22 protein-coding genes are annotated in these 19,716 nt (G+C 60.0%); 9 read left to right on the top strand and 13 right to left on the bottom strand.

Translation table 11 applies throughout. The features are described 5' to 3' along the window. Window positions 1-51: 51 nt before the first annotated feature. Together proW and proV are read right to left on the bottom strand one after the other, a co-directional pair. On the bottom strand, window positions 52-1,158 hold the full coding sequence (gene proW, locus SSARUM_RS18575; protein ID WP_016929847.1) for a glycine betaine/L-proline ABC transporter permease ProW: 1,107 nt from the start codon (window positions 1,156-1,158) through the stop codon (window positions 52-54). Continuing rightward, window positions 1,151-2,353, bottom strand: coding sequence for a glycine betaine/L-proline ABC transporter ATP-binding protein ProV (proV, locus tag SSARUM_RS18570; RefSeq protein ID WP_033639540.1), 1,203 nt, complete (start codon window positions 2,351-2,353; stop codon window positions 1,151-1,153). Before proV ends, proW begins: the two co-directional genes overlap by 8 nt. A gap of 126 nt (window positions 2,354-2,479) precedes the next feature. Between proV and SSARUM_RS18565 the strand changes: the two genes are divergently transcribed. Further along, the gene (locus SSARUM_RS18565) at window positions 2,480-2,743 is read left to right on the top strand and encodes a hypothetical protein (protein ID WP_126186591.1); all 264 of its coding nucleotides are present in this window, start codon (window positions 2,480-2,482) and stop codon (window positions 2,741-2,743) included. A gap of 16 nt (window positions 2,744-2,759) precedes the next feature. On the opposite strand, the gene SSARUM_RS18560 is transcribed toward SSARUM_RS18565, so the two are convergent. Both SSARUM_RS18560 and SSARUM_RS18555 read right to left on the bottom strand, forming a co-directional pair. Then, on the bottom strand, window positions 2,760-3,446 hold the full coding sequence (locus SSARUM_RS18560; RefSeq protein WP_033635694.1) for a response regulator: 687 nt from the start codon (window positions 3,444-3,446) through the stop codon (window positions 2,760-2,762). Between the two features lie 32 nt (window positions 3,447-3,478). Continuing rightward, window positions 3,479-5,071 (bottom strand): ATP-binding protein, encoded by a 1,593-nt coding sequence (locus SSARUM_RS18555; protein WP_060430571.1) that lies wholly within the window; start codon window positions 5,069-5,071, stop codon window positions 3,479-3,481. A gap of 326 nt (window positions 5,072-5,397) precedes the next feature. Between SSARUM_RS18555 and SSARUM_RS18550 the strand changes: the two genes are divergently transcribed. Next, window positions 5,398-6,753, top strand: a complete 1,356-nt coding sequence (locus SSARUM_RS18550; protein ID WP_033635692.1) for a 2-hydroxycarboxylate transporter family protein — start codon at window positions 5,398-5,400, stop codon at window positions 6,751-6,753. Window positions 6,754-6,851: 98 nt separating this feature from the next. On the opposite strand, the gene SSARUM_RS18545 is transcribed toward SSARUM_RS18550, so the two are convergent. Further along, the gene (locus SSARUM_RS18545; RefSeq protein ID WP_033649775.1) at window positions 6,852-7,823 is read right to left on the bottom strand and encodes a patatin-like phospholipase family protein; all 972 of its coding nucleotides are present in this window, start codon (window positions 7,821-7,823) and stop codon (window positions 6,852-6,854) included. A 206-nt stretch (window positions 7,824-8,029) separates the two neighbouring features. Here SSARUM_RS18545 and SSARUM_RS18540 point away from each other — a divergent pair, with 206 nt between their 5' ends. The 5 genes from SSARUM_RS18540 (at window position 8,030) to SSARUM_RS18520 (ending at window position 10,778) form a co-directional block, all read left to right on the top strand. Further along, entirely contained in the window at window positions 8,030-8,974 is a 945-nt protein-coding gene (locus tag SSARUM_RS18540; RefSeq protein ID WP_043147846.1) for an MBL fold metallo-hydrolase, read from the top strand. Window positions 8,975-9,126: 152 nt separating this feature from the next. Then, the gene (locus SSARUM_RS18535; RefSeq protein WP_043147845.1) at window positions 9,127-9,867 is read left to right on the top strand and encodes an SDR family oxidoreductase; all 741 of its coding nucleotides are present in this window, start codon (window positions 9,127-9,129) and stop codon (window positions 9,865-9,867) included. A gap of 64 nt (window positions 9,868-9,931) precedes the next feature. Then, window positions 9,932-10,126: a DUF1289 domain-containing protein gene (locus tag SSARUM_RS18530; RefSeq protein WP_033635686.1), complete on the top strand. Its 195-nt coding sequence runs from the start codon at window positions 9,932-9,934 to the stop codon at window positions 10,124-10,126. A 77-nt stretch (window positions 10,127-10,203) separates the two neighbouring features. Continuing rightward, a complete protein-coding gene (locus SSARUM_RS18525; protein WP_060430569.1) occupies window positions 10,204-10,491 on the top strand; it encodes a ribbon-helix-helix protein, CopG family in 288 nt (95 codons plus the stop codon). Further along, window positions 10,491-10,778 carry a type II toxin-antitoxin system RelE/ParE family toxin gene (locus SSARUM_RS18520; RefSeq protein WP_033635684.1) on the top strand — a complete coding sequence of 96 codons (288 nt, stop codon included), beginning with the start codon at window positions 10,491-10,493 and terminating at the stop codon, window positions 10,776-10,778. The genes SSARUM_RS18525 and SSARUM_RS18520 overlap by 1 nt, the downstream gene beginning before the upstream one ends. Before the next feature lie 43 nt (window positions 10,779-10,821). Here the strand turns inward: SSARUM_RS18520 and nrdF are convergent, their stop codons facing one another. The 5 genes from nrdF to SSARUM_RS18495 all read right to left on the bottom strand — a co-directional run bounded on the left by nrdF (window position 10,822) and on the right by SSARUM_RS18495 (window position 15,277). After that, window positions 10,822-11,793: a class 1b ribonucleoside-diphosphate reductase subunit beta gene (gene nrdF, locus SSARUM_RS18515; protein WP_033635683.1), complete on the bottom strand. Its 972-nt coding sequence runs from the start codon at window positions 11,791-11,793 to the stop codon at window positions 10,822-10,824. A gap of 8 nt (window positions 11,794-11,801) precedes the next feature. Next, window positions 11,802-13,946: a class 1b ribonucleoside-diphosphate reductase subunit alpha gene (gene nrdE, locus SSARUM_RS18510; protein WP_049232496.1), complete on the bottom strand. Its 2,145-nt coding sequence runs from the start codon at window positions 13,944-13,946 to the stop codon at window positions 11,802-11,804. Next, a complete protein-coding gene (nrdI, locus tag SSARUM_RS18505) occupies window positions 13,928-14,332 on the bottom strand; it encodes a class Ib ribonucleoside-diphosphate reductase assembly flavoprotein NrdI (protein ID WP_033649781.1) in 405 nt (134 codons plus the stop codon). Before nrdI ends, nrdE begins: the two co-directional genes overlap by 19 nt. 9 nt (window positions 14,333-14,341) lie before the next feature. Then, window positions 14,342-14,572: a glutaredoxin-like protein NrdH gene (gene nrdH, locus SSARUM_RS18500; protein WP_033635681.1), complete on the bottom strand. Its 231-nt coding sequence runs from the start codon at window positions 14,570-14,572 to the stop codon at window positions 14,342-14,344. Window positions 14,573-14,845: 273 nt separating this feature from the next. Beyond that, window positions 14,846-15,277: a carboxymuconolactone decarboxylase family protein gene (locus SSARUM_RS18495; RefSeq protein WP_033649782.1), complete on the bottom strand. Its 432-nt coding sequence runs from the start codon at window positions 15,275-15,277 to the stop codon at window positions 14,846-14,848. 95 nt (window positions 15,278-15,372) lie between these two features. Here SSARUM_RS18495 and pdxR point away from each other — a divergent pair, with 95 nt between their 5' ends. Then, window positions 15,373-16,806 carry a MocR-like pyridoxine biosynthesis transcription factor PdxR gene (pdxR, locus tag SSARUM_RS18490; protein ID WP_039568649.1) on the top strand — a complete coding sequence of 478 codons (1,434 nt, stop codon included), beginning with the start codon at window positions 15,373-15,375 and terminating at the stop codon, window positions 16,804-16,806. Window positions 16,807-16,867: 61 nt separating this feature from the next. Here the strand turns inward: pdxR and SSARUM_RS18485 are convergent, their stop codons facing one another. Then, on the bottom strand, window positions 16,868-17,176 hold the full coding sequence (locus SSARUM_RS18485; RefSeq protein ID WP_004928950.1) for an ElaB/YgaM/YqjD family protein: 309 nt from the start codon (window positions 17,174-17,176) through the stop codon (window positions 16,868-16,870). A 230-nt stretch (window positions 17,177-17,406) separates the two neighbouring features. Between SSARUM_RS18485 and asr the strand changes: the two genes are divergently transcribed. Then, window positions 17,407-17,757: an acid resistance repetitive basic protein Asr gene (asr, locus tag SSARUM_RS18480; protein ID WP_033649784.1), complete on the top strand. Its 351-nt coding sequence runs from the start codon at window positions 17,407-17,409 to the stop codon at window positions 17,755-17,757. A 195-nt stretch (window positions 17,758-17,952) separates the two neighbouring features. Here the strand turns inward: asr and SSARUM_RS18475 are convergent, their stop codons facing one another. After that, on the bottom strand, window positions 17,953-18,333 hold the full coding sequence (locus SSARUM_RS18475; protein WP_039568646.1) for a DUF4440 domain-containing protein: 381 nt from the start codon (window positions 18,331-18,333) through the stop codon (window positions 17,953-17,955). After that, on the bottom strand, window positions 18,330-19,712 hold the full coding sequence (locus SSARUM_RS18470) for an MFS transporter (RefSeq protein ID WP_060430567.1): 1,383 nt from the start codon (window positions 19,710-19,712) through the stop codon (window positions 18,330-18,332). The genes SSARUM_RS18475 and SSARUM_RS18470 overlap by 4 nt, the downstream gene beginning before the upstream one ends. Window positions 19,713-19,716: the final 4 nt, after the last annotated feature.

Raw genomic sequence — 19,716 nt, 5'->3', positions numbered from 1 at the left:
ATGTGGTGGTGTCATAGCCCGCCGGGGCCGCAGCCGCCGGCGGGAAAAGCGTCAGGCTTGCTTGATGAACGGGCGAGTCAGCAGCCCGATGGGGCCGCGGCGATACCAGCGGCCGATGCCTTTACTGCGGCGATCGCGCCCCAGCGATTGGGTGAGGCGATCGAGAATGATCGCCAGGATCACGATGCCGACCCCGCCGACGGCGGCCAGGCCCATGTCCAGCCGACCGATGCCGCGCAGCACCATCTGGCCCAAACCGCCGACGGCGATCATCGAGGCGATGACCACCATCGACAGCGCCAGCATCAGCGTCTGATTCACGCCGGCCATGATGGTCGGCATCGCCAGCGGCAACTGCACCTTGAACAGCAGTTGGCGCGGGCTGGCGCCGAAGGATTCGGCGGCCTCGATCAGATCCTCCGGCACCTGTTTGATGCCCAGAATGGTCAGACGCACGATCGGCGGCAGCGCGAAGATGATGGTGACCACCACGCCCGGCACGTTGCCGATGCCGAACAGCATGACGATCGGCACCAGGTAGACGAAGGCCGGGGTGGTTTGCATCGCGTCGAGCAGCGGTCTAATCACCTTGGCGGCGTGCTTGCTGCGCGCCAGCCAGATGCCGAGCGGCAGGCCGATAAGGATGCAGAAGAACAGCGCGGTCAGCACCAGCGCCAGCGTGACCATCGCCTGTGACCAGGCGCCAATGGCGCCGATGGCGATCAGGGAGAGCAGCGTCGCGGCGCCCATGCCGAGGCCCGAGACCTGCCAGGCGAGCAGCGAGAACACCAGAATGGCGATCGGCGCCGGCATGCCCAGCAGCAATTGCTGGAAGCCGCTCAGGATCATGTCCACCGGCACGCGGATGCCCTGGAACAGCGGGCGGAAGTGCAGCACCAGCCAGTCGATGCCTTGCGTGACCCAGGTGTCGAACGGCACCCAGGCTTTGTGGAACGGATCGAGCAGGCTGAAGTGCTCCGGCTGCGCCGGGGCGCCGCTGAGCCAATCGGCGCTTTGCCCGGCGGCGTCATGAGCGGCCGGCGGCGGCGCGCTGGACCAGGCGTCGCCGGCGTTGGCGGCGGCATCGCTGGCAGGTGCGGAGCCGGTATCGGCCGCTGCGGTAGCCCAGGGATCTTGGGTTTGCGTGGTATCACTCATTGGTTGAGCCCTCCTTGTCCAACGCCTGCAGCAGCATGGCCTTGGAGATGATGCCGAGATAGTTATGTTCTTCGCTCACCACCGGCACCGCGCACGGCGCCTGGGCGACCAGGGAAATCAGATCGCTGAGCGGCGTGTCGGCCGGCACGGCGGCGGGGGCCTCGAGCAGGGCATCGTCCAGCGTTTGATTGGCGGACAGCGCTTTTTTCAGCGACTCTATCGACACCACGCCGATAAATTTCTTCCCGCGTTCAACAACATAACCATAATCACGGTCCTCATCGCGCAGCAGCTGCAGCGCCGAGCGAGGGCCAAAACCGGGGGTTTTGCGGATCAGCGTCACCGGGCGCCGTTGGGCGATATCCTTGGCGCTGAACACATGACTGATGTCCACGCCGCGGAAGAAGGTGCGCACATAGTCGTTGGCCGGGTTGTTCAGGATCTCGTCCGGCGTGCCGACCTGGATCACCTCACCGCCCTGCATGATGGCGATGCGATCGCCGATGCGCATCGCCTCGTCCAGATCGTGGGAGATAAACACGATGGTGCGTTGATGCTGGGCCTGTAATTTCACCAGCTCATCCTGCATTTCGGTGCGAATTAACGGATCGAGCGCCGAGAAGGCTTCGTCCATCAATAATATATCCGGGTTATTGGCCATGGCGCGGGCTAATCCTACGCGCTGGCGCATACCGCCGGATAATTCATCCGGATAAGACAGCGCATAATTCTCCAGCCCGACCTGACGCAGGGCATCCAGCGCTTTTTCCTGGCGTTCCTGCAGCGGCATGCCGGCTAATTCCATACCAAAGGCAGTATTATTCAGGACATTCATGTGCGGCATCAGCGCGAATGACTGGAATACCATGCTGATCTTATTTCGCCGCACGGTGCGCAGCGCGGTGTCGGATATTTTGGCGATGTCCTCACCGTCGATCAGCACCTGACCGCGGGTGGGTTCTATCAGACGATTGAGAAGGCGTACCAGGGTGGACTTGCCGGAACCGGAGAGCCCCATGATGACAAATATCTCGCCTTCTTCAATGGCCAGAGTGGCGTCTTTTACGCCGAGCGATAAGCCGGTTTTTTCAAACAGCCGATCTTTTGTCAGACCTTTATCCAGCAGTTTGAATGCGCGTTCCGGGTGTTCGCCAAATATCTTATACAGGTTCTTTACTTCGAGTTTAATTGCCATGCAATTTGCTGTTTCCTCTGGTTTAATTAACGCGTTATGGGCTGTCCTTAGCAAAATAAAAGAGCTTTTTACCCTAACACAGTGAATATCTGAGACAACCCTCAATGTCATTTAAATGGGATATTAGTGGTTTACATCAAGGTTTTAATTAGTTATGGTAATTTGGCCCGTGACTCAAAATTGACGGCCATTATTCGGCATAATGGTTTGGTTTTTGGGAAAATAATACGGTGTGGCGCAGAGAGATATTTTGGCGCCGCGCCTGCCGTTCGGATAATAAAAAACCCGACCAGAGGCCGGGCAAAAGTCATCAGTATTTCATCAGTTTTAACGACAGGTGCCGATATCGAGGGGGATATCGTCGAGCGTCATGTTATCGCCTTAGTATGACAGCCAGATGGCAGCCTCAGGCCTTGCGGTACAGCCGCCGCGGATGGCCGATATTGCCGTACAGCATCTCCACCCGTACGAACTGGGTGGCGACGCAATATTCCAGATAACGGCGGGCGGTGGTCTTGCTGATGCCGACCTGCTCCACCACGTCTTCCACCGCATGCGCCACCGCCGGCTGGGCGATAAACAGCGCCTGCACCAGCTCGAGGGTATTGGTTTCGATGCCTTTGGCGCTTGGCTCGCTGGAGAACTGCTTCGACTGCAGGTTGTACAGCGCATCGACGTTGTCCTGATCGATGATCTTGAAGGTGCGCTGGGTTTGCACGAACTGCATGAAGCGTTCGAGCGAATTGCGCAGCCGCTTGTAGGATACCGGCTTGATGATGTAGTCGAAGGCGCCGTTGCGGATCGCCTGGCTGCAGGTGTGCATGTCGCTGGCGGCGGTGATGAAGATCACCGAACAGGCGGGGTTCTTCACCGCCGGCTCTTCCATCAGCTCGATGCCCTGGCCGTCCGGCAGAAAGTTATCCAGCAGGATCAGCCGCGGCTGATGCGCATTGGCTTTGGCCCGCGCTTCGGCCAGCGTGGCGGCGTAAGCCACCACCCGCAGGTTGAAATTTTTCTCGATGAACTCCGCGTGCAGCGTCGCCAGTTGCGGCTCGTCTTCCACGATCAGAACGTCCAGTGCTTGGTGTGACATAATCGGGTGCTCAAAAAATCGGGTTATGGGTTTTATTTAGGGATAAATATAGAGAATATCGCGCCGTGCGGCTCGTTGTCCGACACTTCTATGCTGCCGTGCGCCTGCGCCACGTGGCTGGCGACCAGATGCAGGCCGATGCCGTGGTCGCTTTTATCCGCTTTGGTGGTGACGCCCTGTTCAAACAGCGTATCACGAATCTCCTCGGCGATGCCGGTGCCGCGATCCGCCACCTCGATCACCAGCTCGTCGCTGCCGTCGCTGATATAAAGCTCGATCGCGTCGTGCGGGGCCGGGCAGTGCAGCGTCGCCTCCACCGCATTATCCAGCAGGTTGCCGACGATCGACATCAGTTCGGTCTCATTCAGCGCCGCCGGGATCTGCCGCAGCTGGCAGGCCGGATCGAAGCGTAGCTCGATGCCTTTTTCTCTGGCGCTGGAATATTTGCCCAGCAGCAGGCCGCACAGCGCCGCCGAACTGAAGCGCTGCGAGATGAAATCGAGGATCTCCTGCGCGCCCTCCGACTGGGCCTCCACGTAGCGGATGGCCTCGTCGTAGCGCTGCATATGCAGCAGCCCGGCCAGCGTGGCGGTCCAGTTCAGCTGTTCGTGGCGCATGATGCGCAGGTTGTCGGCATAGCGTTTCACCTGGCTGAGCTGGCTGCTCAGGGTATTGATGTCGTTCTTGTCGCGGAAGCTGATCACCCAGCCTTGCTGCTCCTGCTCCTGCATGATGCGCACCCGGCTGGCGATCACCCGCACATGGTTGAAGCGGCACACCTCGTCGTGCGTATCCTGGCCCAGCTGCGCGGCGGCGAAGAAGTTCGGCTGCGCCTGGATCACGTCGCCGATCGGCCGGCCCAGCAAGCCGGCGGCGGGTTGGTGCAGATCCAATAGCTCGCGCGCCGCATGGTTGATGGTGATGATCCGCATCTGCGGATCGATGGCGATCACCCCTTCATAGATGGCTTCCAGCAGCGCTTTTTGCTGGCGCACCAGCAGCGCGATCTCTTTCGGCTCCAGCCAGAACATCTGGCGCTTGAGGTTTTTCGACAGCAGCCAGGAAAAGACGAACAGGGCGATCAGCAGCAGGACGATGGAGCCGATAATTTGCGTCAGCGTCCTGGCATTTAAATTATCGATGTGCGATTTCAAATAGCCGACGGAAACGATGCCGATCACGCGATTATTTTCATCCAGGATCGGCGCCTTGCTGCGCAATGAAACGCCGATGCCGCCCTTGCGAATGGAAATAATGCTTTTCCCTTCCAGCACCTCTTTATTATCGCCGCCGATCATCGGCGTGCCCAGACGGCCTTCATATTCGGAATGATAAAGATGGCGGGCGTGATTATCGCCGATGACGATATAACTGGCGTCGCTGCTGGCGCGGATTTTTTTCATCAGCGCAGTGATTCGGGCGGCGTCGTTGTTTTCCACCGCGTTGACCAGCGAAGGAATGAGGGCGATTTCCCGTGCCTGCACCTGCGCGCGGGCGCCGAGATCGCGGTGCAGCTGCGCATCCAGCTGGTAATAGGTGTAGGCGCCGATGCAGGTCAGCAGCAGGCAGGAGAAGGCCACCAGGCACAGAAACAGCTTGATTTGAAATGAGAGTTTGAGCCGCATGGCGGAGCTTCACCGTAAAGAGATCCTGAAGCCTTACCCTATCACGAGAAGCGGGGTCTGTAATATTGCGCCCGATCAACTTGTGATCCCTCACACGGCATTAGAGTGAACCGGACGAGAATTGTTCGTCTGCGATAAAGTTGATAAGCTTTAAAATAAAAACGGCATTAACACCATTAAAACCACGCCGGTTTTTACATAATCTTAATTAACCCCATAGAAACCATAACCACCATTAAAAACCCTTTTTAACTTTGAACATAATCACAGCAGATAATCCGTGCGCTTCTCTATGATGGCTGAACAAACTAATAAGAGGCCAGATTATGAGCACAACAGATGATTCTTACCTCGTAGCCAAAGACAAGGCCGCCGATATTCCTCTGCGCGAGAAATGGTGGCGGATACTGGACAATTATAAAGTAGGGATTATTCCGTTACCGTTCTTTATTCTGGCCGGCGTATTGATTCTGCTCGACTGCCTGGAAGGCAAATTGCCGAGCGATATCGTGGTGATGGTGGCTACCCTGGCGTTCTTCGGTTTCGCCTGCGGCGAATTCGGCAAGCGCCTGCCGCTGATCGGCAAAATGGGCGCGGCGGCGATCTGCGCCACCTTTATTCCTTCCGCGCTGGTGCACTACGGCCTGCTGCCGGACGTGGTGGTGGAGTCGACCACCAAGTTCTACAAATCGACCAACATTCTTTATCTCTACATCTGCTGCATCATCGTCGGCAGCATCATGAGCATGAACCGGCAGGTGCTGATCCAGGGCTTCCTGCGCATCTTCATTCCGATGCTGTGCGGCGAGATTGTCGGCATGCTGGTAGGGATGGGCGTCGGCATGGCGCTGGGCCTGGAGCCGTTCCAGATCTTCTTCTTCCTGATCCTGCCGATCATGGCCGGCGGCGTGGGTGAAGGGGCGATCCCGCTGTCGATGGGCTACGCGGCGATCCTGCACATGGAACAGGGCGTGGCGTTGGGGCGCATTCTGCCGATCGTGATGCTCGGCAGCCTGACCGCCATCGTCATCGCCGGCCTGCTCAACCAGTTGGGCAAGCGTTATCCGCACCTGACCGGCGAAGGCAGCCTGATGCCGAGCAAGCAGGGCGACAGCGACATGAACGCGGTGGAAAAAATCAGCGGCAAGGTGGACGTCAGCACCATCGCCTGCGGCGCGCTGCTGGCCATCCTGCTGTATATGGTGGGCATGTTGCTGCACCGTCTGATCGGCCTGCCGGCGCCGGTGGGCATGCTGTTCGCCGCCGTGGCGGTGAAGCTGGCGCACGGGGTGTCGCCGCGCATTCAGGAAGGCTCGCAGGTGGTGTACAAATTCTTCCGCACCGCCGTGACCTATCCGATCCTGTTCGCGGTCGGGGTGGCCATCACGCCGTGGCAGGAGCTGGTGGACGCGTTCACCGTACAGAATCTGATCGTGATCGTCACGACCGTCAGCGCGCTGGTGGCGACCGGTTTCTTCGTCGGCAAGAAAATCGGCATGCATCCTATCGATGTGGCGATTGTCTCCTGTTGCCAGAGCGGGCAGGGCGGCACCGGCGACGTCGCGATCCTCACCGCCGGCAACCGCATGTCGCTGATGCCGTTCGCGCAGATCGCCACCCGAATCGGGGGCGCTATCAACGTCTCGCTGTCGCTGCTGGTGTTGGCCAAGTTCTTCGTATAACTCCTATAAATCCTTAGCGTTAATTTGCCTTTCCCCGCCCCCGCGGGGATTTTTTTTGCCCGCGCGCCGGCCGTACGCGCGGGCGGGGTGGATGGGGGTTATGCCGCCTGTTTCATGGCGGCGTCGTACCAGGCGAAGTAGCGCTCTACGCCGCGGCGGCCGGATTCGATCAGCGCGCGTTTCTTCTCCTCGCTGATGCCGAACTCCAGCGTGCCGACGTCAAGCGTGTCGACATACACGGTGCGTTTCCAGTCGTCGCTGTCCAGGTGCACCTTGGTTTGGATGTCCAGCATCACGTTGGCCACCGCCAGGGTGAAATCAAACAGGTTGTTGACCTGCGTGCGCGGGCCGGCCTGCCCGGCGGCCTGGGCGATTTCGCCGGCGGAGTCCAGGCGAAGGCCCAGCGTGCGGGTGTTGATGCGCTGGCTTGAAGCGTCGATGTAAGGCGGCGTGGCGGAGAAGTCATAGTCGAACAGCCGCACCGGGTAGTTGTCGATCATGCCGCCGTCGATGCACAGGTCGCCCAGGGTGTTGTTCTTCGCCACGAAGGCGAATGGGAATGACATCGAAATGCGCAGGCCGTCCGCCACTTTCATGCGCGGCGTAGTGCGATGCGAATAGACCTCGCGCTGGCCGCTGTTGAGGTTGGCGCCGATAAAGTAAATCGATTTGAACCCTTTCGCCGCTTTCATCGCTTCGAACTGCTCGAAGGTAATATCCGGCTTGCCGGTATATTGCTTGATAATATCGCGCGACCATTGATAGAAATAATCGCCGGGCGCGATGCCGTATTGATTGAACAGGCGATAGGCATCGTGGAGCGTACCGAAAAAGCCGCCGTTATAATCGAGGAATTTTTTAAAATCCATCGCCGACAGAATTTTGGTTACGTCGGCCGAGCTGCAGCCTAGGCCGACCAGCAGCGCGGCGATAGCGCCCGCCGAGGCGCCGGAGGTTTGCTTGATCTGTGGCATGATGCCTTTGGCTTCCAGCAATTCCAGCGCGCCGCCATAGGCGATGCCTTTTACGCCGCCGCCTTCAAAGACCAGATTTTCGAATTGATAGTTCATGATATTTCCTCACTCTTGGTTTAGGGAGTAAGAAAAATAACCAAGTGGCGAGCGAGAAAATATTGATTGGGGTTGTGTGAGTCGGCAAACAAAACTATTCATAATAAATATATTATTTATATATTTATTAAAGGCATTTATTAAACAGGCGCATCGGGATTTTTGCGTCAATACTTAGCGCTGTTCAATTCTCGCTAGGAGTCATTATGTTCTGGAAACGTTGTCTGCTGGGCGCGGCGCTGGCCGTTATGTCATTACAGGCCGGCGCCGCCGCGCCGCAGGCCAAAACCCCGACGCCGGGAGTTTACCGCATCATGCTGGGCAGTTTTGAAGTGACCGCGTTGTCTGACGGTATCATTCGCCTGCCGGCGGACAAACTGCTGCTCAACACCACGCCGCAGCAGATCGCCGCCGGGTTGGCCGAGCGGCATCAAAGCCTGCCGGTGGTCACCTCGGTCAATGCCTATCTGATCAATACCGGCGACAAGCTGGTGATGATCGACAGCGGCGCCGGCCAACTGCTGGGCGACGGCCTGGGCAAGCTGGTGGATAATCTGCGCGCGGCGGGCTATCAGCCTGAGCAGGTGGATGAGATCTACCTGACTCATATGCACCCGGATCACCTCGGCGGCCTGACGCACGACGGCAAGGCGGTATTCCCCAATGCGGTGGTGCGCGCCGCCAGCCAGGATGCGGACTTCTGGCTGAGCGCCGAGCGGTTGAAACAGGCCAAGGCGCAGAACAAAGGCAATTTCGAAAAGGCCATGGCGGCGATCAAGCCTTACCAGGCGGCGGGGCACTTTAAGCCGTTCAACGGCGACGGCGAGCTTTCGCCGGGCATCGCCGCCTTTGCCGCTCACGGCCATACGCCAGGCCACAGTGTCTATCAGGTGACCAGCCAGGGCAAAAAGCTGCTGTTGCTGGGGGATCTGATCCACGTGGCGGCGGTGCAGATGCCGCATCCGAAGGTGGCTATCAGCTTTGACAGCGACGCCAAGGCGGCGGTCGCTCAACGGCTGCGGGTGTTCAGCGACAGCGCGCGGCAGAGCGAGCTGGTGGGCGGCGCGCACCTGTCGTTCCCAGGGTTGGGCTACCTGAACCGCCAGGGAGAAGGGTACAGCTGGGTGCCGCTGAATTACGGCGCGCTGTAACGGGGATGGCCGCCCGTTGGGCGGCCATCGAACGAGTCCAGACGCATTGTTCGATAATTTGGGATTATGATGCCAGAGAATCGGGGCTTATTCGCCGCGATAAAGAGTGCATGATTAACGTCATGCCTGTCGTGTTCTTTAAGGAGCTCCCGATGAACCAGAAAACTCACCCCGTCGCCATCGTCACCGGCGCATCGCGCGGCATCGGCGCCGCCATTGCCGAGCGTCTGGCCGCCGACGGCTTTACCGTCATCATTAACTATTCAGGCAACCCGGCGCCGGCCGATGAGCTGGTGCGCAAGATAGAACAGCGCGGCGGCCGCGCGCTCGGCGCCAAAGCCGACGTCAGCGATGCGGCCGCGGTCGCCCGGCTGTTCGACAGCGCCGAACAGGCATTTGGCGGCATCGACGTGCTGGTCAATAACGCGGGGGTAATTGCGTTGGCGCCGGTGGCGGACATGCGCGATGAAGACGCGGATCGCCTGATCGACATCAACCTGAAAGGCAGCTTCAACACGATGCGTGAAGCGGCGAAGCGCCTGCGTGACAACGGCCGTATCATCAACTTCTCCTCCAGCGTGGTGGGGCTGCTGCAGCCGGGGTACGGCATGTATGCCGCCAGCAAGGCGGCGATCGAGGCGTTGACCAGCGTGCTGGCGAAAGAGCTGCGCGGCCGCAATATCACGGTAAACGCCGTCGCGCCGGGGCCGACCGCCACCGGTTTGTTCCTCGACGGCAAAACGCCGGAGCTTATCGATCGGCTGGCGAAGATGGCGCCGCTGGAGCGGCTGGGCACGCCGGAAGATATCGCTGCGGCGGTGGCCTTCCTGGCCGGCGCCGACGGCGGCTGGATCAACGGCCAAACCCTGCGCGCCAACGGCGGCATCATCTGATTGACGACGCGCCGGCGCAGGATCGGGTATCCTGTGGCGGCACACATCACATCAAGGGCGGTTTATGGCGGGCGACAATCAGCAATCCCAGCACGGCGTAAGATCGCCCTGTGTCAGCCTGTGCCGCATCGACGACGAAACCCAGCAGTGCCGGGGATGTCGGCGCACGCGGGCGGAGATCGCCGCCTGGCCGACCGCCGGCGACGCGGAGAAACGCGCCATCTGGCGGCGGCTTGAGCTGCGTCAGTGGGCGAAATAATCCCCAACATTATTGCGCTGCCAGATTTCATGTAGCACAATTGAGCTACATGTGATTGACCGACGTTGGGAGCGATTATGTCGACGACGACCATCCGTATTCCAGATGAGCTTAAAGCCCGCGTCACCGCCGTCGCCGAGCAGGCTGGCGTGACGTCGCACAGCTTTATTTTGCAGGCAATAGCGGAGAAAACGCAGCAAGAAGAGTTGCGCCGCGGCTTTGAGAATGAAGCGGAAAAACGCTATGCCAAGATAATTGCGACGGGAGAGACGGTCTCTTGGAAAGAGATGCGCGGTTATTTGGAAAATTACGCAGCGGGTAACACTGACGTTGTTAAACTTCCGGTTAAAAAATTGGGGCGCTGATGGCAAATGTCGAGTTGGCGCCAGAGGTCAGGGATGATATCGAACGTATTCTCGCTCATTTGGCTCAGTATGGCGCTGCGGATTCAGGGCGGCGCATTCAGGAAATCATCCAGGCGATTGCGGTATTGGAACATAATCCATTGATCGGACGAGCCCTTGGCGCAGGGCTGCGTGAATTGATTATTGGGCAGCAAGCTCGCGGTTATTTGGCGCTCTACAAATATATCCCTGATATCGATACGGCGTTTGTTCTGGCGATCCGTAGTCAGAAAGAACAAGGGTATTGAATGCACGATACCGGCCTGAAAGACCGGTATCGTTGTCATGTCCTCAGAAATCCCAGTCCTCATCTTCGGTGTTGACCGCCTTGCCGATGACGTAAGACGAACCGGAGCCGGAGAAGAAGTCGTGGTTTTCATCGGCGTTTGGCGACAATGCCGACAGGATAGCCGGGTTGACCTCCGCCATCGCCGGCGGGAACAGCGCCTCATACCCGAGGTTCATCAGCGCCTTGTTGGCGTTGTAGTGCAGGAAGGTTTTCACGTCTTCCGTCCAGCCGACGCCGTCGTACAGCTCCTCGGTGTAGCGCACCTCGTTGTCGTACAGATCCTGCAGTAGATCGAAGGCGAAGTTTTTCACCTGCCGGCGCCGTGCGGCGTCCACTTTCTCCAGCCCTTTCTGGAATTTATAGCCGATATAGTAGCCATGCACCGCCTCGTCGCGAATGATCAGGCGGATCAGATCGGCGGTGTTGGTCAGCTTGGCGCGGCTCGACCAGTACATCGGCAGGTAAAAGCCCGAATAGAACAGGAACGACTCGAGGAACACGCTGGCAACCTTCTTCAGCAGCGGATCGTCGCTGCGATAGTGCGCCAGAATGATGCCGGCCTTCTTCTGTAGCGCGCGGTTTTCCTCGCTCCAGCGGTAGGCGTCGTCCACGTCCGGCGTTTGGCACAGGGTGGAGAAGATTGAGCTGTACGAGCGGGCGTGCACCGCCTCCATAAAGCTGATGTTGGAGTACACCGCCTCTTCGTGCGGCGTCAGCGCATCGGCGATCAGGGCCGGCGCGCCGACGGTGTTCTGGATGGTGTCCAGCAGCGTCAGCCCGGTAAACACCCGAATGGTCAGCTGCTGTTCCTTCGGCGTCAGCGTGGCCCAGGAGGGGATATCGTTGGACAGCGGCACCTTCTCCGGCAGCCAGAAGTTGGAGGTCAGGCGGTTCCACACCTCCAGATCCTTGTCGTCTTCGATGATGTTCCAGTTGATGGCGCGCACCAGCGGCGCCGATGTTACGGTCGTCATAAGTTGCCTCACAGCGCGCAGGACACGCAGCCCTGCACCTCGGTGCCTTCCAGCGCCATCTGGCGCAGGCGGATGTAGTAGATAGTCTTGATGCCTTTGCGCCAGGCGTAGATCTGCGCGCGGTTGATATCGCGGGTGGTGGCGGTATCGCGGAAGAACAGCGTCAGCGACAGCCCCTGATCGACGTGTTGCGTGGCGGCGGCGTAGGTATCGATGATCTTTTCCGGGCCAATCTCATAGGCATCCTGGTAATACGCCAGGTTGTCGTTGGTCATGTAGGGCGCCGGGTAGTAAACGCGGCCGATCTTGCCTTCCTTGCGGATCTCGATGCGCGAAACGATCGGGTGGATGCTGGAGGTGGCGTTGTTGATGTACGAGATGGAACCGGTCGGCGGCACCGCCTGCAGGTTCTGGTTGTACAGCCCGTGCAGCATCACCGACTGGCGCAGCGCGCGCCAGTCGTCGCGGTTCGGAATGGCGATGCCGGCGGCGGCGAACAGCTCGCGCACCCGCTCGGTCTGCGGCAGCCAGTCGCGCTCGGTGTACTTATCGAAGTACTCGCCGCTGGCATAGCGGGAATGCTCAAAGCCGTCGAAGGCGCCGCCGCGCTCGATCGCCAGCCGGTTAGAAGCGCGGATGGCGTGATAGGCCACGGTATAGAAATAGAGGTTGGTGAAGTCGATGCCTTCTTCCGAGCCGTAGAAGATGCGCTCGCGCGCCAGGTAACCGTGCAGGTTCATCTGGCCCAAACCGATGGCGCGGGCGCTGCGGTTGCCTTCGGCGATCGACGGCACCGAGCGGATATCGCTCATGTCGGCCACCGCGGTCAGCGCGCGGATCGCGGTCTCGATCGCCTTGCCGAAGTCCGGCGCGTCCATGGTTTTGGCGATGTTCAGCGAGCCGAGGTTGCAGGAGATGTCCTTGCCGATGCGATCGTAGCTCAGATCCTCGTGATACGTGCTGGCGCGGTTGACCTGCAGGATCTCCGAACACAGGTTGCTCATGTTGATCCGCCCGGCGATCGGGTTCTCCCGGTTAACCGTGTCCTCGAACATCACATAGGGGTAGCCGGATTCGAACTGGATCTCCGCCAGCACCTGGAAGAACTCGCGCGCGTTGATGCGCGACTTGCGGATGCGCTTGTCGTCCACCATCTCGCGGTACTTCTCGCTGACGGCAATCTCCGAAAACGGCACGCCATACACCCGTTCGACGTCGTAGGGCGAAAACAGGTACATCTCTTCGTTGTTCTTCGCCAGCTCGAAGGTGATATCCGGGATCACCACCCCCAGCGACAGCGTTTTGATGCGGATCTTCTCGTCGGCGTTTTCGCGCTTGGTGTCGAGAAAACGCAGAATGTCCGGGTGGTGGGCGTTGAGATACACCGCGCCGGCTCCCTGGCGCGCGCCGAGCTGGTTAGCGTAGGAGAAGGCGTCTTCGAGCATTTTCATGATCGGAATGACGCCGGAGGACTGGTTCTCGATGCGCTTGATCGGCGCGCCCACCTCGCGAATATTGCTCAGCAGGAAGGCCACGCCGCCGCCGCGTTTCGACAGCTGCAGCGCGGAGTTCACCGCCCGCCCGATCGATTCCATATTGTCTTCGATGCGCAGCAGGAAGCAGGAGACCAGCTCGCCGCGCTGGCGTTTGCCGCAGTTGAGGAAGGTCGGGGTGGCCGGCTGGAAGCGGCCGGAAATCATCTCCTCCACCAAATCCTGCGCCAGTCCGGTGTCGCCCGCCGCCAGCGTCAACGCCACCATGCACACCCGATCTTCGTAGCGCTCCAGATAGCGTTTGCCGTCGAAGGTTTTCAGCGTATAGCTGGTGTAGTACTTGAAGGCGCCGAGGAAGGTCTCGAAGCGGAATTTTTTGGCGTAGGCCTGCTGAAACAGCTGCTTGATAAACGGGAATTCGTACTGCGCCAGCACCTGCGTCTCGTAGTAGCCTTCCTCCACCAGATAGCGCAGCTTTTCCTCCAGGTTGTGGAAGAACACGGTGTTTTGGTTGACGTGCTGCAGGAAGTAGTGCCGCGCCGCCAGCCGATCTTTATCGAACTGGATCCGGCCTTCCGCATCGTAAAGATTGAGCATCGCGTTGAGCGAATGGTAATCCAGCGCGCCCGTTTCGGGCCTGGTCAGTTCTGTCGTTGCCAAAATGCGGTTACTCCCTGTCTAACGTTTTCAACGTCTTGCGTAGTGCCGAGCAGCTCAAAGCGGTATAAAAAAGGCACCTGGCATTTTTTGGCGATGATGTCGCCGGCGATGCCGTACGCCGCGCCGAAGTTGGTGTTCCCGGCGGCGATGACGCCGCGCAGGTATGAACGGTTTTGCGGAACGTTGAGAAAGCGGATCACCTGGATCGGCACCGCGCCGACGGCGCTGCCGCCGCCATAGCTGGGTACGATCAAGATAAAGGGGTGTTCCATCAGCAATTTGCTGCGGGCACCGGCGATCGGAATGCGGATCGCCGGCAGGCCCAGTTTCTCAACGAACCGATGGGTGTTCTCCGAGCTGCTGGAGAAATAAACCAGCGGATTCATCGGCGGGCCTCAGCAGGTGAGCGCCAGCGCGCCGATCTTGTCCGGCCGGAAACCGGACCAGTGATCGTCTCCGGCGATAATTACCGGAACTTGCTGATAACCTAAGGATTTAACGTGGTTCAGCGCCTGCTGATCCTGGGTGAGATCGACCACCTGATAATCAATCCCCTGTTTATCAAATGCGCGATAGGTGGCGTTGCACTGGACACAGTCCGGCTTACTGTAAATAATAATGCTCATGATTCGCATTTACCTTTAGGCTGAAGGAAAGGCGGACAAGTCAGATAACGGAGCATTGTTCCTGGCGTTTCTGACGGCGTTATCAACCGAACGACATTCCCTGCGGCTGACCTATAAAATACTATATGTTGATATTTATTTTATCAACCACGCCATATATGGTGTTTTGTAAGGGTGAAGGCGCAGACCGCGCCGGGGCTGGAAAAGGCGAGGGAAAAAATTTTTGCGGGTGAGAAATTCCCCCTCTCAGTGCAGAGGGGGGAAGAGAACGCATTACTGGCGCATGCTGACGGCCAGCCGGTTGAAGGCGTTCATGATGCTGATGGCGAAGGTCAGATCGGCGATCTCGGCATCGCTGAAGTGCGCCTTCAGCGCCTCGAAAGTGCTGTCCGGCGCGCCGGTGGCGGCGATCAGCGTCACCGACTCGGCCCATTCCAGCGCGGCGCGCTCGCGCTCGTTGAACTCATGGCTGACGCGCCAGCCTGCCAGCGTATCCAGCTTGGCATGGCTGAAGCCGCTTTCGCGCAGCGCTTTGCCGTGCATATCCAGGCAGTAGGCGCAGCCGTTGATCTGCGAAACGCGCATAAACATCAACTCGATGGTCGCCTTGTCCAGGGCACCTTTCTCCAGCGCCATCAGCGCACTTACCATATTTTTGTACGGGGCGGGCGCCAGCTCGGCATAGTTCAAACGTTGCTTAATCATGGTCAACCTCAATCGGTAGTAACGAAATCATGGCGCTACTTTAGCGGCCTTATGGTCTATGCTATAGGGCCATAAAATGATTATTTAACCGGGCCATAATGCCAACTTTCCTGACCACGCTGCGGCTGGACAGCCGGCTCGCCGAACCGCTGTACCGGCAGATTTACCTGCGGATTAAAGACGCCATCGCCCAGGGCAGCCTGGCGGCGGGCAGCCGGTTACCCTCGGTGCGCGGGTTGGCGAGCGAGCTGGGCGTGGCGCGCGCCACGGTGGAAAGCGCCTACGCGCAACTTATTGCCGAAGGTTTCTTGCAGAGCCGCGGGCAGGCGGGCACCTATGTTTCACCGCAGCTGCCGCACGTGCCGCCGGGCGCGGTATCCGCCGCGCCGCCGCTGGCGGCGATAGCGCCGGATCCGCTGCAGCCGCAGGGCATGCTGCAGCCTTTCCAGCTGGGCGTGCCGGCGCTGGATGCGTTTCCGCGGGCGCTGTGGCAGCGCATTGTCGCCCGCCGGCTGCGCGCTTCCACGGTGGCTTCCCTGGCGCTGCCGCCGGCCGGCGGCCTGCCTGAGCTGCGTGAGGCGATCGCCCATTATCTGCATTTGTCGCGCGGCATCAGCTGTCGGCCGGAGCAGATTTTCCTCTGCGCCGGTTATCCGGCGTTGTTGGATTGGGTGGTGGAGACGCTGTTGCACGCCGGCGACGCGGTATGGATAGAAGATCCCGGCTATCCGGTTACGCGCCCGCTGTTGCGGGCCGCCGGCGTCAGGCCGGTCGCCGTGCCGGTGGATGAACAAGGCATGGACGTGGCCGCCGGTATGCTCACGGAGCCCGAGGCGCGGCTGGCGGTGGTGACGCCAACCCATCAAAGCCCGCTCGGCGTCTCGCTCAGCCTGGCGCGGCGCATGGCGCTGCTCGACTGGGCGCAGCAGCGCGGGGCCTGGATCCTGGAAGATGACTACGACAGCGAGTTTCGCTATCACGGGCGGCCACTGCCGCCGCTGAAAAGCCTCGATGTTCAGGGGCGGGTGCTGTACGCCGGCACCTTCAGCAAAACGCTGTTCCCGGCGCTGCGCATGGCTTATCTGGTGGTGCCCGTCGGTCTGACGGAGACATTCGCGTGCAGCAGTCGGCTGCGTGGCTGCGGTTGCCCGCCGCTGCTGCAGGCCGGCGTGGCGGATTTTATCCGGCAAGGACATTTCTACCGCCATCTGAAACGCATGCGGCCGCTGTACCGCCAGCGGCGCGAGTGGCTGACGCAGGCGTTGGAGCGGCAGCTGGGGGCGTGGCTGAGGGTGGTGCCGCAGCAGGGTGGCATTCAGCTATTGGCCCGGCTACGTGACGGGGTGGCGGATACGCCGTTGGCGGCGCAAGCCTGGCAACTGGGGTTGGCGGCGCAGGCGTTGTCGGACTGGCGAATCGATCATCCTGCGGGGCAGGGGTTACTGCTGGGGTTTGCCAATTTCACTCGGCAAGAGGAGACGGAACGGGCGGTGCAGGGGCTGGCGCAGCTGTTCAAACGCCTAAATTAAACGGCCCGCGATTTCCGCGGGCCAGACGCACATCTGTTTTATCTTTATGACTGCAGGGGTGTTAACGCCGGGCCAGCAGCACGCCGAGCACGATGCCGACGGCGGCACCGATCCCTACGCCCTGCCAAGGTTTGTCACGCACATAGCTATCGGCTTGATCAACCGCATCGCGCGCATGCTGTGTCAGACTGGTGGAGCCATTGAACCGCGCTCGCGCGTCGCGCAGCACGCCTTTCGCCTTGCTGTGCAGCTCTTTCAGTTCCTCTTTGGTCTTGTCACCGGACTCGCGCAACACTTCATCCAGCGTATCGGCCAACAGAGTGACGTCCTGATCGATATCGCGTTCTGTTCTTTCCGCTTTCTTAAACATTCAGCTCTCCATTTCGACACATGTCTTTTAAGTGTAGACCATGGCGCGATTTGCGTGGCCGATCACGGAAAAAAAACCGCCGTCACGCAGGTGTTTGCCTGCGCCTGGGCTTTGTACATTTGGTTACTCGGCGAAACCAATCACTCACGGAAACGGCAGTTTGATTCCACTAGTATCTGTTTCAACGGCTCCACCGGAGCTTACCGAAACAACACTCTGAGGATGTAAAGATGAAAAAAGTATTAGCGCTGATCGTTGCTGCCACTATGGGTCTGTCTTCTGTTGCTTTCGCTGCTGATACTGCAGCTACTGCTCCGGCTACCACCACCGCGCCAGCTGCGACCACCACTACCGCTGCGCCAGCGGCTGCTGCTGAAAAAGCGCCGGCTAAAGCAACGCACCACAAGAAAGCCAAGCACCACAAAAAAGCGCCAGCCCAGAAAGCGCAGGCCGCTAAAAAGCACCACAAAAAAGCGCCGGCTCAGAAAGCCCAGGCAGCTAAAAAGCACCACAAAAAAGCGCCGGCTCAGAAAGCCCAGGCAGCTAAAAAACACCACAAAAAAGCCGGTAAAAAAGCTTAATTAAGTGATGTTTGCGGAACCGAAAGGTTCCGCACTTTCCAGCCCGTACTCCAGACACCCGGTTATCCCGGGTGTTTTCTTTTGAGGCGACGAACGATGATCAATCGCTATCTGTTTGAAGTCATTTTCAGCGCGGTAACCCTGTGCGGAGCGATCGTCGGTTGGGAACTGTTTTTGGCCGGCAGCTTTCTGTAATTATTGCGCCGCGGCGGTTTCGTGCAAATGCCGCCAGCCGAGCGCGTTGGGCTGACGTTCAAAGACCACCGTGGAATAGCGCAGCGTGGCGCTTTGCCCCGGCAGGCTCTGCTTTTCCCGGTAGCTGACTACCGCGCCCGTCGGCCATTCGGCCACCAGCTTCATCTCTTCTATCTCGATTTCCAATCCCGGTTTGGCGGCGCGATGCGCGCGGAAAAAGGCGCACAGCGCGGCAAAATCCAGCGGAGCGCCGCTCAGCGCGATCATGCTGAAATCCGGCGTAAAGCGCGCCAGCAGCGCCTGCTCTTCTCCAGCCCCTTTGCCCAGCCAGCGTTCAATGGCGATGTGGGCGTCGATCACTTCGGTAAAATACGGGTTCATAAAGCATCCTGTTGAGCGTTGAGTTGGCGCACGATGGCGCGGTTGGCGAGGCGCAGGCACAGCAGCAGCGGGATAAATACGCTGGCGCCCGCCAGAATGAAGCAGGTTCGGTAGGCCGCCGCGGGCGGCAGCCCGGTCAGCAGCAGATTCAGCAGCAGGCTGAGCAGCGCCACGCCGAGGCAAAAACTGAGCTGGCGATTGATGTTCCACAGCGCGCTGGCGTCCGCCAGCTGAGCGTCGGGGATCTGCAGGAACGCGCTGCTCTGCGCGGTGCTGCTGCACAGGCTGCCGCCAAATCCCATCAGGGCGAAGGCGGCGATCTGCCACGCGTGTTGCCCGGCCTGGTCGATCTGCGCCAGCGTCAGCATGCCGGCGCCTTGCAACAGGCAGCCGGCGATCAGCAGCGGCCGTGGGCCGAGGCGGTTAAAGGTTTTGCCGGTCAGCGTGATGGCCAGGAACGACGCCAGCGCCCAGGGCAGCATCAGGCCGCCGACCTGGGCGGCGGGCATCCCCAGCTGGTTTTGCAGATACAGCATCGCCACCAGGCTGACGCCGATGAACAGGCCGGGAATGCACAAATAAACCCCCATGGCGTTGCGCAGCAGCGGATCGCCGACCAGCCGCAGGTTCAGCAACGGTTGCGGGGTGCGCAGGCTATGGCGCAGATAGTACGCCAGCACCAGCAGGCCGGCGGCCAGCAGCGCCGCGCCGGAAGCCTGATGGCCGGCCTCGCTCAGCCGGGTCAGGCCGAGCAGCAGCAGCGTCAACGCCGCGCAGGCGCTCAGCAGCCCTTTGCCGTCGAGCGGTTTGCGCGCCGTCGCCGACGTTTCCGCGCGCAGCCACAGCGCCGCCAGCGCCAGGGCCAGGGCCGCCAGCGGCAGGTTGGCGAAAAACACCCAGCGCCAGTCCAGCCGATCGACGAGCCAGCCGCCCAGCGCCGGTGACAGCGCCGGCGCCAGCAACCCAACCAACATGATGGCCGCCGACAGCCCGGCGCGTTCATGGCTGCGGTACAGCTGATAGGTCAGCGTTTGGCCGATGGGGATCAGCAAGCCGCCGCCCATGCCCTGCAGGGTGCGCCAGCCGATCAGCGCGCCGATGCTGTCGGCGTTGCCGGCGCCGAAGGTGGCCAGCATGAACAGCGCCAGCGACAGCAGGAACACCCGCCGCCCACCGATGCGCTGCGCCAGCCAGGCGCTGAGCGGGATCACCAGCGTCAGGCCGAGAATATAGCCGTTGCTGACCCACGCCAGTTGGCTGACCGACGCCCGCATCGCCTGGCCGATGGCGGGGTAGGCGACGTTGGCGATAAACATATTGATCAGATCGACGAAAAAGCCGAGCAGATAGACGATTGCCACTTTGCTGCGATAAGACATGGTG

This window comes from Serratia sarumanii (assembly GCF_029962605.1).
In the GTDB taxonomy this organism is placed as follows: Bacteria; Pseudomonadota; Gammaproteobacteria; order Enterobacterales; family Enterobacteriaceae; genus Serratia; species Serratia sarumanii.
Note: the sequence above shows the minus strand (reverse complement) of the source record. Positions and strands in the feature narration are given on the sequence as shown.